At 47.6% G+C, this 12,732-nt stretch carries 10 protein-coding genes and 1 pseudogene; 2 read left to right on the top strand and 9 right to left on the bottom strand.

Annotated elements, in window-relative coordinates; all coding sequences use genetic code 11:
* Nucleotides 1–163 precede the first annotated feature (163 nt).
* On the top strand, nt 164–937 hold the full coding sequence (locus tag L5M71_RS00055) for a substrate-binding periplasmic protein (protein WP_219251170.1): 774 nt from the start codon (nt 164–166) through the stop codon (nt 935–937).
* Nucleotides 938–1,010: 73 nt separating this feature from the next.
* On the opposite strand, the gene L5M71_RS00050 is transcribed toward L5M71_RS00055, so the two are convergent.
* From L5M71_RS00050 to L5M71_RS00015, 8 genes are all read right to left on the bottom strand, one after another.
* Entirely contained in the window at nt 1,011–1,742 is a 732-nt protein-coding gene (locus L5M71_RS00050; protein ID WP_219251169.1) for an RluA family pseudouridine synthase, read from the bottom strand.
* A 120-nt stretch (nt 1,743–1,862) separates the two neighbouring features.
* Nucleotides 1,863–5,087, bottom strand: coding sequence for a carbamoyl-phosphate synthase large subunit (carB, locus tag L5M71_RS00045; protein ID WP_105251663.1), 3,225 nt, complete (start codon nt 5,085–5,087; stop codon nt 1,863–1,865).
* Between the two features lie 27 nt (nt 5,088–5,114).
* On the bottom strand, nt 5,115–6,275 hold the full coding sequence (carA, locus tag L5M71_RS00040; RefSeq protein WP_219251167.1) for a glutamine-hydrolyzing carbamoyl-phosphate synthase small subunit: 1,161 nt from the start codon (nt 6,273–6,275) through the stop codon (nt 5,115–5,117).
* Between the two features lie 168 nt (nt 6,276–6,443).
* The gene (gene dapB / locus L5M71_RS00035) at nt 6,444–7,256 is read right to left on the bottom strand and encodes a 4-hydroxy-tetrahydrodipicolinate reductase (RefSeq protein WP_105251661.1); all 813 of its coding nucleotides are present in this window, start codon (nt 7,254–7,256) and stop codon (nt 6,444–6,446) included.
* 70 nt (nt 7,257–7,326) lie between these two features.
* Nucleotides 7,327–7,944 carry an FKBP-type peptidyl-prolyl cis-trans isomerase gene (locus L5M71_RS00030; protein WP_006083907.1) on the bottom strand — a complete coding sequence of 206 codons (618 nt, stop codon included), beginning with the start codon at nt 7,942–7,944 and terminating at the stop codon, nt 7,327–7,329.
* A gap of 219 nt (nt 7,945–8,163) precedes the next feature.
* Complete coding sequence (locus tag L5M71_RS00025; protein WP_212599359.1) at nt 8,164–8,973, bottom strand: M48 family metallopeptidase; 810 nt, start codon at nt 8,971–8,973, stop codon at nt 8,164–8,166.
* A 149-nt stretch (nt 8,974–9,122) separates the two neighbouring features.
* Nucleotides 9,123–9,707, bottom strand: coding sequence for a GNAT family N-acetyltransferase (locus tag L5M71_RS00020; RefSeq protein ID WP_219251166.1), 585 nt, complete (start codon nt 9,705–9,707; stop codon nt 9,123–9,125).
* Nucleotides 9,708–9,844: 137 nt separating this feature from the next.
* On the bottom strand, nt 9,845–11,176 hold the full coding sequence (locus L5M71_RS00015) for a DEAD/DEAH box helicase (protein WP_219251165.1): 1,332 nt from the start codon (nt 11,174–11,176) through the stop codon (nt 9,845–9,847).
* 312 nt (nt 11,177–11,488) lie between these two features.
* Here L5M71_RS00015 and L5M71_RS00010 point away from each other — a divergent pair, with 312 nt between their 5' ends.
* Nucleotides 11,489–11,767, top strand: a complete 279-nt coding sequence (locus L5M71_RS00010; protein WP_219251164.1) for a DNA polymerase III subunit epsilon — start codon at nt 11,489–11,491, stop codon at nt 11,765–11,767.
* Nucleotides 11,768–12,494: 727 nt separating this feature from the next.
* Here L5M71_RS00010 and L5M71_RS00005 read toward each other — a convergent pair.
* Nucleotides 12,495–12,732, bottom strand: a pseudogene (locus L5M71_RS00005) (ISAs1 family transposase); the annotation flags it as partial.

Raw genomic sequence — 12,732 nt, 5'->3', positions numbered from 1 at the left:
GCCATACAAGCGCTCTTTTTTTATCGTTCAAAACGGTATAGTAAATTTAATCTTAGAAAATGAACCCCTAGCTATACTTGATTTAAGCACAGCCTTCATCTTTAATCGTTTCAAGAGCAAGCAGTGAGACTCAATTATAACATTCTAATTTTTAGGGTTATTAATGAAATTAGTCACAAGTTTATTGCTATCACTCACCCTTAGCAGCGCATTTTCTCTTCGCGCGCAGCCGCTCAACATCTATACCGAAGAATGGTCACCAATCAGCTTTTCTGTCGATGGCAAACCCGATGGTTTAGCTGTACAGGTAGTACAAGAAATTCAAAAGCGCATAAACAACCCAGATCCAATCAAGGTCGTACCTTGGGCTCGCGGCTGGAAAATGCTGACCGAGCAACCTAATACTGTGTTGTTTACTATGACGCGCACAGCAGAAAGGGAGCAAATGTTTACTATGATTGGGCCTGTTGCTGTCGGCACGACTAATTTTTATGCCTTAAAAAATAGCGGTATAAAAATAACCACTATAGAGGATGCAAAGACAGCTAAGGCAATTGGTGTCTATCGTGCCTCGGTGGAAGAACGCCTATTGCTCGAACTGGGATTTACGAATGTTGCGGCCTCATCCGAGCCCTTATTGAGTGCCAAACAATTGATGAAGCAACGTGTCGATCTTTGGTGTAATGCCAATCTCACCGCGCCGAGTATTCTGTCAGATGCGGGCGCGAGCATTGATGATGTAGAGTCGCTTTTCACGATTAGTGCTAATCATCTTTACATTGCCTTCTCACAAGGCACGCCCAATGATGTGATCGAACAGTGGAAAAACAGCCTAGAAGCGATAAAAGCAGATGGCACCTTCGCAACGATTTACCATACTTGGCTCCCCAACGATACGCCGCCAATGCAGACCGAACGTATCGGGTTTAGCAACTAAACCCATTGCTCTAAATTCTACGTGCTAAGTGCTGAATGCTGAGAGCTAAACTCTATTGCTCTTTTAAAAGCGCTTAAAAAGGACACTCACAAACCCAGTCGATACGCTCACCCGTGATAGGATGATTAAACGCTAAGCGGGTCGCATGCAGCATTAATCTGCTGCTCGTCGTATTAGTGATATCAGCTTCATCTGCATCAGCCTTATCAGTCACGCACTTACCCACGCCGCCGTAGAGATCGCACCCCAGTATTGAGTGACCCAATTGCTGACTGTGGATCCGCAGTTGATGAGTGCGACCAGAAACAGGGGTAAATTCGACCCGCGTGGCGAAAGGTTCGGTTAATCGTTCCAGCACCTGATATTCACTGATCGCAACTTTGCCTGTGCTATGGCAAATCTTTTGTAGTGGAAAATGGTCACTATCTTTAGCGATCGGCAGATTAATCACTCCGCTGTCAGCGGCTAAATGCCCGTGGAGCAAGGCGGTATAACGCTTTTCAACCGTGCGCGCCTGAAACTGCTTTGTCAGCAAACCATTCACGCTTTTATTCAGCGCCACCAGCATGATGCCCGAAGTGCCAAAATCGAGTCTGTGCAACAAAGTGGCCGTCGGGAAATCCTGCACTAAACGATAATGCACTGAGTCGAGATTCAGCGGATTCTTCCCCGACAGACTCAATAATCCGCTCGGCTTATCAATCAATAGAATATCGTTATCTTGATAGAGCACACGTATTTGCCCGAGGCAAGGCGGCGCAATAAAAGTATCAGCTTTGGCAAGGCTATTGGCTGGCGCAGGCATAGTTTTCTCAGGCAATCTAAGTAGAAGATAAAATGAACGAAGCGCTCAAAATGGACGAAATAATAAGGCCGCATAACCTAAGTTATGCGGCCCTCTAATTAACGGCATTAACGCTGTGGCTTATTTAGCCAGTACGCGCAGATGCAGTTCTTGTACTGACGTCACGTTAGTACGATCATCGGCGGCATGGGCCATACAAGTGGCGAATGCAGCATTCATGGTCGTCGTGTAGTTAACTTTGTAACGCAGTGCACCGCGGCGCAATTGACGAGAATCTTCAATCGCTTGGCGACCTTCGGTAGTGTTCACGATATAAGTGTATTCACCATTCTTGATGCGATCGAGAATGTGTGGACGCCCTTCGTGCACCTTGTTCACTAAACGTGGGTTGATACCCGCTTCGCCTAGGATAACCGCAGTACCATGAGTCGCATCGATTTGATAACCGAGCTCAATTAACTTAGCCGCTAAATCGGCAACGCGTTTCTTATCGCTGTTACGCACAGACAATAATGCACGGCCCGACTTAGGCACCTCAGAAGTGGCCCCTAACTGCGCCTTAGCATAGGCTTCGGCGAACGTATCGCCCACGCCCATGACTTCACCGGTAGAGCGCATTTCTGGGCCTAACAGTGGGTCAACACCTGGGAACTTATTAAAGGGCAACACCACTTCTTTCACTGAGTAGAAAGGTGGGATCACTTCTTTAGTGAAGTTTTGCGACGTTAAGCTTTGACCTGCCATCACACGCGCGGCAATCTTAGCTAAAGGCACACCGGTCGCTTTGGACACGAATGGCACAGTACGGGCAGCACGTGGGTTAACTTCAATCATATAGATTTCGTTATCTTTCACGGCGAACTGTACGTTCATCAGACCGACAACACCGAGTTCCATCGCCAACTTGCCGACTTGAACGCGCATGCGATCTTGGATTTCTTGGCTTAGCGTGTAGGGAGGCAGCGAACAACCTGAGTCACCTGAGTGAACACCCGCTTGTTCGATATGCTCCATAATCGCGCCAATCACCACGATTTCGCCGTCACATACTGCATCGATATCCACTTCAATCGCATCATCTAAGAAGCGATCGAGCAGTACTGGCGATGCATTCGATACGCTCACGGCTTCGTTGAAGTAACGCAGCAAATCTTGCTTGTCGTAGACGATTTCCATCGCGCGGCCGCCCAGTACGTAGGATGGACGCACAACTAACGGATAACCGATACGCTCAGCGGCAATCACAGCACCTTCAACCGTAGTCACGGTATCGTTTTCAGGCTGCTTCATCTCTAAGCGTTGAATCGCTTGCTGGAAACGCTCACGGTCTTCGGCGCGGTCGATGGCATCTGGGCTAGTACCAATCACAGGTACGCCAGCGGCTTCTAAGGCACGGGCCAATTTCAATGGCGTTTGACCACCGTACTGCACGATAACGCCCTTTGGCTTCTCGATACGGACGATTTCTAATACATCTTCCAGTGTGACGGGTTCGAAGTACAGACGGTCTGAAGTGTCGTAGTCGGTTGAAACGGTTTCAGGGTTACAGTTCACCATGATGGTTTCATAACCGTCTTCACGTAGCGCTAACGCCGCGTGCACACAGCAATAATCGAACTCAATACCTTGACCGATACGGTTTGGCCCGCCACCTAACACCATGATTTTGTCACGGGTCGATGGGTTAGCTTCACATTCTTCTTCATACGTTGAGTACATGTAAGCCGTGTCTGTTGCAAACTCAGCCGCACAGGTGTCTACACGCTTATAGACTGGGTGCAGGTCGAACTTATCACGCAGCTTACGTACTTCGGCTTCGTTCACGCCTAATACATCGGCCAGACGCGCATCGGCAAAACCTTTACGTTTCAGTTTCCGCAGTAAGTCGATATCCAGACCCGCCAGACCCGCTTCAGCAACAACACCTTCGAGCTGAACCAGCTCTTCGATTTGCACGAGGAACCAAGGGTCGATATTGGTCAGTTTAAAGATTTCATCTAAGCTCAGCCCCGCACGCATCGCATCGGCTATGTACCAAATACGGTCGCAACCAGGCTCTTTCAGCTCGTGGCGAATACGCGACATCGCCTCAGGTTTAGACATGTCTGTGACAGGATCGAGACCGTTACGGCTAACTTCTAAACCACGTAAGGCTTTTTGCAGTGACTCTTGGAAAGTACGGCCAATCGCCATCACTTCACCCACAGATTTCATCTGTGTGGTTAAGCGATCATTGGCGCCGGCAAACTTTTCAAAGTTAAAGCGTGGCACTTTAGTCACAACGTAATCGATAGCAGGCTCGAATGATGCTGGCGTGCGACCACCAGTGATGTCGTTCATCAGCTCATCAAGGGTGAAACCAACCGCTAACTTAGCGGCGATTTTTGCAATCGGGAAACCCGTTGCCTTTGATGCCAATGCTGAAGAGCGCGATACCCGAGGGTTCATCTCGATGATAACCATACGGCCATCTTTCGGGTTAATACCAAACTGTACGTTCGAACCGCCTGTCTCAACACCAATCTCACGCAGTACGGCCATAGAGGCGTTACGCATGATTTGGTATTCTTTGTCAGTCAAGGTTTGCGCTGGTGCAACTGTAATAGAGTCGCCCGTGTGCACACCCATAGGATCGAAGTTTTCGATAGCGCAGACGATAATGCAGTTATCGTTGCGATCGCGGACCACTTCCATCTCGTATTCTTTCCAACCGATCAGTGATTCGTCGATCAGCAGTTCACTCGTTGGCGATAACTCTAAGCCCTGTGAACAGATCTCTTCGAACTCTTCCCTGTTGTAAGCGATACCGCCGCCTGAGCCACCCATAGTAAAGGATGGGCGGATAATGCAAGGGAAACCCACTTGATCAAGTACGCCATAAGCTTCGTCCATATTGTGGGCAATGCCCGCGCGTGGACAATCAAGACCAATACTTTTCATCGCTTTATCAAAGCGGCTACGGTCTTCAGCTTTATCGATAGCATCGGCAGTCGCGCCAATCATCTCGACGTTAAATTCTTTCAGTACGCCTTTGGCTTCAAGTTCTAATGCGCAGTTCAGTGCGGTTTGGCCGCCCATGGTTGGCAGAATCGCATCAGGGCGTTCTTTAGCAATAATGTTACGGACCACTTCCCAGTGAATCGGCTCGATATAAGTGGCATCGGCCATTTCTGGATCAGTCATAATGGTGGCAGGGTTAGAGTTCACCAGAATGACACGGTAGCCTTCTTCACGCAGCGCTTTACACGCTTGTGCGCCAGAATAGTCAAATTCACATGCCTGACCAATCACGATTGGGCCGGCGCCTAGGATAAGAATACTCTTTATATCTGTACGTTTTGGCATTGCTTCTCTCTTCTCCTAGCTAGCGTACTACTTGGCGTTCTGACGGTATATGTCGATTAGCTCGATAAAGTGATCGAACAGCGGCGCGGCATCGTTCGGGCCTGGGCTCGCTTCAGGGTGACCTTGGAAGCTGAACGCGGGCTTGTCCGTGAGATGGATACCTTGGAGTGAACCATCAAACAGCGACTTATGCGTCACCTTAATGTTGGCTGGTAAGGTCGTTTCATCGGCAGCAAAACCGTGGTTTTGGCTGGTGATCATCACGTTACCTTTCTCGATATTGCTCACTGGGTGGTTTGCACCGTGGTGACCAAACTTCATCTTCAAGGTTTTTGCACCTGAGGCCAGTGCGAGTAGCTGATGACCTAAACAGATACCGAAAATCGGCGTGTCGGTTTTCAGAATTTGTTGAATCGCTTCAATCGCGTAATCGCATGGCTCTGGATCGCCAGGGCCGTTCGAAAGGAACACACCATCGGGATTCATCGCTAACACGTCGGCAGATGAAGTTTTAGCTGGCACTACGGTAACGTCACAACCGCGATCCACTAACATGCGCAAAATGTTTTGCTTAACGCCGTAGTCGTAGGCTACTACTTTGTATTTAAGCTCATTTGCTGGCGTATCTTCTGGTAAGCCGCCCACTAAACGCCAACTACCTTTACGCCATGGATAGGCAGTTTTAGTCGTGACTTCTTTAGCCAGATCCATGCCTTTTAAACCGGGGAAAGCTTTGGCAGCGGCGAGCGCTTTTGCTTCGTCTAAGTCTGCACCTGCCATAATACAACCGGCTTGAGCACCTTTTTCACGGAGAATACGAGTTAACTTGCGGGTATCGATATCTGCTATGCCAACGACATTGTTCGCTTTGAGATAATCACTTAAGCTTTGTTGATTACGGAAACTACTTGCGATGAGCGGAAGATCACGAATGATAAGACCACAAGCGTGAACCCCATCGGATTCAATATCTTCATCATTGGTACCAGTGTTGCCTATGTGTGGGTAGGTTAATGTTACAATCTGGCGTGAGTAGGATGGATCAGTTAAAATTTCTTGGTATCCTGTCATGGAAGTGTTAAAAACAACTTCACCAACAGAGAGACCATCGGCACCAATTGCTGTGCCAGAGAATACAGTTCCATCTTCGAGTACGAGTAAGGCAGACTTTGTCAACGCGACCTCCATAAAGAGCCAAGCCACTGAAATATAATGTTTTTATGTTATGTTAAGATACCAATTTCCGCTAATTTACGAAATTTTGACAAATTCCAGCGAGTTTACAGTAAAAACGCGAAACCGTCCACCCACTGGTAACTGGGTGCAAAAAAAAACGCCATATCGGCGTTTTTAATATTAATGCAAACCTAAAACCTGCTGCATATCATACAAGCCCGGCTTTTGCTCCACGAGCCAGTGAGCGGCACGCATAGCACCATTAGCAAAGGTCATACGACTCGAAGCTTTATGGGTGATCTCTAAACGCTCACCGATATCGGCAAACATGGCCGTATGTTCACCAACGAGATCACCAGCACGAATAGTCGCAAAACCGATAGTTTCACGGTCACGTTCACCCGTGATCCCTTCGCGGCCATATACGGCACATTTTTCAAGATCGCGACCTAAGGTCTTAGCAATCACTTCACCCATTTTCAGGGCTGTACCCGACGGCGCATCTTTTTTGTGTCTGTGGTGGCCTTCGATAATTTCGATATCCGTGTAATCACCCATGACTTCGGCAGCCAGTTCGAGTAATTTCCACATCAAATTGACACCCACAGACATATTCGGCGCCATCACGACCGGTGTTTGCTCGGCAAAGGCATTGATCTGTTCTTTTTGAGCATGATTGAAACCCGTTGTGCCAATCACCATGGCTTTCTTATGGCGAACACACCAATCTAAATGGACAATACTGGCGTCTGGCGCGGTGAAATCGATCAACACATCAAAATCATCGGTCGCATAATCGAGCGAATCCATGATCATGACGTTTAATTTACCCACACCAGCTAACTCACCCGCATCCACACCCACTAAACTTGAGCCTGCACGCTCAATGGCGGCACCCAGTAAAATATGGTCGTGATTGTAGGCCGCTTCAATAAGAGTGCGTCCCATACGACCACCGGCACCGACGATTGCCACTCTCACTTGTCCACTCATTTCAATCTCCTCAATCTTTCTTTGTATTCCATAAGAAAACGCCTAAGACAGGCTTAGGCGTTTTTCAATATTAGATGATATCTAATAATTCAACTTCGAATACCAAAGTTGAATAAGGAGGAATCGATGCCCCCGCGCCGCGCTCACCATAAGCTAAGTGATGTGGCACAAATAATTTCAACTTAGTGCCTACTGGCATCAGTTGCAGTGCTTCAGTCCAGCCAGCGATAACGCCAGAAACTGGGAACTCAGCAGGTTGGCCACGAACTACAGAGCTGTCGAACACATCACCATTGATGAAAGAACCATGGTAGTGAGTACGAACAGTATCTTCGTAAGTTGGAGTAGCACCGTCACCTTGGACTAATACTTCGAACTGCAGACCAGAGTCAGTCACAGTCACGCCATCACGCTTAGCATTTTCAGCTAAGAAGGCATCGCCTTCAGCAGACGCAGCAGCAGCAGCTTGCTCTTGAGCAGCTTGAATACGACCGCTAATTTCAGTGAAAGCAACTTGCAGATCTTGCATAGACACAGCACTTTCTAAACCGGCAAACGCATCGGCTAAACCCGCTTGAACGGCTGGAATATCCACGCCATCAAAAGAATTGGCGGCCAGTTGCTCACCCATTTGACGGCCTACACCGTAGCTTGCTTGCTGTTCAACAGTACTGAATTTATCAGACATAATTAACGACTCTCAATTATCAGTGGAATTTTGCGCGCCAGTTTACCATAGTTCAGCGAGCTATGCTGGTAAACTGACTGCTTATTTAACTAAGGAGGCTTTTTTACACACTTATTGCGTATTTATCCAAAAGCATAAATAGGTTAAGGACACATATCTCTCCACAAACGACAGCGAACACTCACTAAACGGGCACTTAGATCTTAAATAGACTTCAGCTTATTTCGGCGCCACACATTGATTGTTCACCTGCGCTTTAGCACTGGCATAAAGTGGCTGCATCTGTGCTTGCAATTGTTGTAGCTGAGCAATGCGATTACTGTTCGATGGATGGGTCGATAATAACTCCGGCCCTTGGCTACCGCCCACCTTCGACATATTCTGCCATAACTCAACACTCTGAGCCGGATTGAAACCCGCTCGAGCCATTAGCTCTACGCCCATAATATCGGCTTCGCTCTCTTGGGCGCGACCAAAAGGCAGAATAACCCCCACCTGAGCACCGAGTCCCAATGCCGACATATATAAGTCGCGATTCGACACACCACTCGCCCCTAGCGCTGCATCGGCAATCTGCATTCCAACGCCCGTTAACTGTCCACGGGAAACCTGCTCGTTACCGTGCTGCGCCAACACATGCGCGACTTCGTGACCGAGCACAGTAGCAAGCTGATCAGGTCCCTTAGCGACCTTAAGCAATCCGGTATAAACCCCAATATGCCCACCCGGCAGAGCAAAAGCGTTGACTTGTTCTGAGTCAAACAAAACCACATCCCAGCGTTGGGTTTGGTCCGGCAGCACTGCAGTAATACGATTAGCGACACAATTGACGTATTGCGTCAGCTTTTTATCACTACTCACTTTTTGCTGTTTTTTCATTTCCTCGAAGGAGGAATCGCCCATCTGCTGCATTTGCGCCGCTGAATACAACAAGGTCTGCCCTCGCCCCGTTGGCGATTGCGTGGTCGCACAGGCCGATAATCCGAGCGCGACCGCCATACCCACTAAGCCTAAACGCATTGATTTCATGTGGCACTCCTTAAATCCCATGACGGGCGTGAAGATCTTTGAGCCAACACGGGCTCAACTAATGGAAAGATTTTACTGAGATAGACAAGATAAGCCAAATAGAGAAACACTGGCGGCGCGCGTTAGCGATACTTTGCACCTAAAAGGAATTAATACTCCTCCTTTAACAAGGCATAGACGAACTCATCGCCCCACGCACCTTTAAAGAAGATGTTTTTCACATAATGGGCTTCGCGCCTAAAGCGGAGTTTTTCGAGTAAGCGACAGCAGGCAAGATTTTGTGCATCGGTGATGGCAATAACTCTATGCTTATGCAATTCAATAAAGAGGTAATCCAGCAATGCGCTGACGGCCTCAAAAGCAATATGTTTACCTTGATGCTCAGGCGCAATCGTAAAGCCAATTTCCACCTGCTGCTCATCAATAAATTGCAGCGCCAGATCGCCAACTAATTGGGTTGGTGTAGTTCCCGATGCGACAGTGACAATTGCAAGCTGAAACCAAGTACCAACCGCACCAAATTGTGCATAATCCATCTTCTCGAACAACGTGAGTGCATCGCTATAGCTGTAATCCGTCCAGCTTTGATATTTGGCGACCTTAGGGTCGGCTCGATAGGCGGTAAAAGCCTCAAGATCCGCTCGCTGGAATGGCCTAAGTACAAAGTGCTCGGTCGTTAAACCGTTATTCACCACTTTATGAAGTGCTTTGCTTAACGCCAATGTCGATCCCATGACTTAGCTCCTTAATGTAAATAAGTCACTAAGTTACACCCAGAGCGAAAGTGATAACAGCGGCCAATGCGCTTTATTCTGTTATCTGTTTAGTGATTATGGCACGCCAAACTTGAACGCTATGAATAGCTTCAAGCTCAGCGCTTACCTTTAAACTCTTTGGCGCTGTGCTTATTGATGCTACGGCGATTCGCCTGTTTATCCCGTGGTGGTCGCTTACGCTCAACTTTGATCTCAGTGGCGCCATCAGTGATTTTTTCACTCGGCTTATCCGTTACCGGAAAGTCAGCCAATAATGCCAGCGGTAACTCCCGCGCGGTTAAGCTGCGAATTGCCGTTAAAGTTGCCATTTCACCGTGGCACACGAGGGAAATCGCCAGCCCTTTTTCGCCAGCGCGGGCGGTGCGGCCAATGCGGTGCACGTACACAGGCGCACTCATGGGCAAATCCAAATTGATAACAACTGGCAAAGCATCGACATGAATGCCACGCGCCATTAAGTCTGTCGCCACTAATACTTGAATGCGATTGGCTTTAAAGTCGGCCAAGGTTTGGCTGCGCACGGTTTGATCTTTTTCACCGTGCAGCGCGGCGACTTTCATCCCCGCTTTGGCGAGCCGTTTAGCGACGGCATCGGCATCATCACGGGCGCTGATAAACACCAGCACCTGCGGCCATTGATATTGTTTTAATAGCGCAATCAATGCCTGTGCTTTACTGCCCTTGTTGACTAAATAAAGCTGTTCTTCGATTTCACCAGCTACAGAATTCACTTTGTGGGCTTCGACCCGTAGCGGCTCATTCACCAGCAGCTTTTCGGTTAATGTATCCAACGCCTCGGGCAAGGTGGCAGAAAATAACAAGATTTGCTTAAGCTTAGGCATAAACGCCATCAGCTTTTGCACATCGGGCCAAAACCCCATTTCCAACAGGCGGTCAGCTTCATCCAGCACAAGATGTTTTATCGAATCGAGGCTGATGTGGGACTGTTTGCATAAATCCAGTAAACGCCCAGGGGTTGCCACTAATACCCGCGGCTTGGCTGCAAGTTCGGCTAATTGGTCTTCCAGTGCGACCCCACCGCACAGAAGCTGAATGATCAACGAAGCCGATAACTGACTTGCCACCGCTTGCAACGCTTCAGTCACTTGCAGCGCTAATTCCCGTGTAGGCACCAGCACTAACGCCAGTGCATTTGGAGGCGGCACAGACTTAGCACCCTGTAACTGTGTTTGCTGTTGCAACAAAATTTGTTGTAGAAGTGGCAAACCAAAAGCTAAGGTTTTCCCGCTACCGGTTTGTGCTAAGGCTAACAAATCCCGTCCCGCAAGAATGGCCGGAATCGCCAATTGCTGCACCTTTGTCGGATGCGCCAGTGTTGCAGGCAAGGCCTTAAGTAACGCCGAATTTAAGCCAAGCTCAGCAAAAGTTAACGACTCAGGGGAAGAAGAAAGCTCGGGAAAGGTCATCACAGCACCGGATCAAAACATGGGAGCGAAAGTTTACTGAGAGTTGCCTTTGAATACCAATGTTGTTTCGGCTTTTACGCAAGCTGTCGCTTCGGTGTTCGTGGTTTATCTTAAAAGTGACTCTAGCCGCATCTTTCTTATGTGCGCAAAGTTAACGCAGGTGATGGAATGGTAGATTTTAATCCCACAGCTTTCGTGAGCGCTTATGGTAGAATCCCGCCCAATCAGCTTTATGAATGTGCAACACAACTCATTTGTTTAACTGAACGTAGTGGAACACTACCGTGATTAACTAAATGAGGAGAACAGATTATGAGTAAGTTAAATGCCGAAGAACGTAAAGCCCGCGATAACGCCCGTTTTTCACAACGCGTCGATGAACGCCGCACAAAAGGTGAAGACGTGGTCGCCTACGTACTGGGCAACAAGCTCGCGTTTAAGTTTCTAACTAAACCAGAGAGACACGAATTTAAACAAAGAGAAGCTGCACTTGAAGAAGAAGCCAAACTTAAAAAGCAGCAAGCGTTTCAGCTTAAAACCGAGCAAGAATTAGAGAAAGTCGAAGCCACATTTACTGTTCCAGAAGAGTAACCTCTCAAAAGAGCCATTGATCATCATTGATGGCTCACGCATACCCCATTTCCAAACTTCGTTTGGATTTTTAAATCCAAATCAAAATCAACGACGTAGGACTTCTCCCCTGATTTTTTATTAAGAAATCGACCAAGGAGGACTGCTCGTCCTATCCTCCTTAGATGCTCCCTTGACGAACAACCTCCATGTCTAACTGCCAGCCTTGGCTCTCGTTCGAAACGCTGCTACGCAGCACTCACCCTAGCGAAGTTACATGCATTGCTCATTCATTAATAACAGCAAGGTCTCATACTCCAACAAAAATTGCCTAATGGCTCAGATGGCACATCCATGTGCCCCCGAGCCTGCACCATCATCCATGATGTCGCCACGGCATTTTTACTCCGTATTTAGACAACTTCGCAGGGAATATGAACTCCTGAAGTTTCAGTGTTACTTATTCGTATTTAAAAAAAGAACTAACACTCCATCTTTCTAAAATTTAATAATGAGTGTCTCAATAACATTTCCTGCCTGTCCAATCATTTCAATGACACGGCATACAAACCTCCTTGTTCAATGCTTAAGCAAAGCTGGAGATTAACTACCACGCAATTACTGTGGATGCCCGTCTGATCTTCTGGGCATTATCATGAAGGGAGTAGTGGCTATATTTAAATTTGGTACAAGTTTTATTATTTAGTGGACAATTAAATTAATAGGTTTGCAAGTCCGCAGGGGCTGATTACACTTTTTGACCAGTTCCAAAAATAATCTCTTCTCTGAAGTCATCACTCCAACATGCTCGATTAAATTTTTGAGTTTGGCTGGTTTTAGCTGGGTGTAATTTCACCAGATTTAAGGCCCAGCGGCGTAAAATGGCCAAGATACTGGCGCCATCTTCATCATACATTTTCTGCTTATCTTCTTGAAATAGCTTATCTAAAAGCCAATGTTGATTATTTTCAGTTTGCCAATGAGCC

The organism is Shewanella sp. SW1 (assembly GCF_025653545.1).
GTDB classification, from domain to species: Bacteria; Pseudomonadota; Gammaproteobacteria; order Enterobacterales; family Shewanellaceae; genus Shewanella; species Shewanella oncorhynchi.
Note: the sequence above shows the minus strand (reverse complement) of the source record. Positions and strands in the feature narration are given on the sequence as shown.

Excerpts from the sequence above, each read along its gene's own strand:
- L5M71_RS00055 (WP_219251170.1), top strand. The coding sequence starts at position 164 with ATGAAATTAGTCACAAGTTTATTGCTATCACTCACCCTTAGCAGCGCA.
- L5M71_RS00050 (WP_219251169.1), bottom strand. The coding sequence starts at position 1,742 with ATGCCTGCGCCAGCCAATAGCCTTGCCAAAGCTGATACTTTTATTGCG.
- carB (WP_105251663.1), bottom strand. The coding sequence starts at position 5,087 with ATGCCAAAACGTACAGATATAAAGAGTATTCTTATCCTAGGCGCCGGC.
- carA (WP_219251167.1), bottom strand. The coding sequence starts at position 6,275 with ATGGAGGTCGCGTTGACAAAGTCTGCCTTACTCGTACTCGAAGATGGA.
- dapB (WP_105251661.1), bottom strand. The coding sequence starts at position 7,256 with ATGAGTGGACAAGTGAGAGTGGCAATCGTCGGTGCCGGTGGTCGTATG.
- L5M71_RS00030 (WP_006083907.1), bottom strand. The coding sequence starts at position 7,944 with ATGTCTGATAAATTCAGTACTGTTGAACAGCAAGCAAGCTACGGTGTA.
- L5M71_RS00025 (WP_212599359.1), bottom strand. The coding sequence starts at position 8,973 with ATGAAATCAATGCGTTTAGGCTTAGTGGGTATGGCGGTCGCGCTCGGA.
- L5M71_RS00020 (WP_219251166.1), bottom strand. The coding sequence starts at position 9,707 with ATGGGATCGACATTGGCGTTAAGCAAAGCACTTCATAAAGTGGTGAAT.
- L5M71_RS00015 (WP_219251165.1), bottom strand. The coding sequence starts at position 11,176 with ATGACCTTTCCCGAGCTTTCTTCTTCCCCTGAGTCGTTAACTTTTGCT.
- L5M71_RS00010 (WP_219251164.1), top strand. The coding sequence starts at position 11,489 with ATGAGTAAGTTAAATGCCGAAGAACGTAAAGCCCGCGATAACGCCCGT.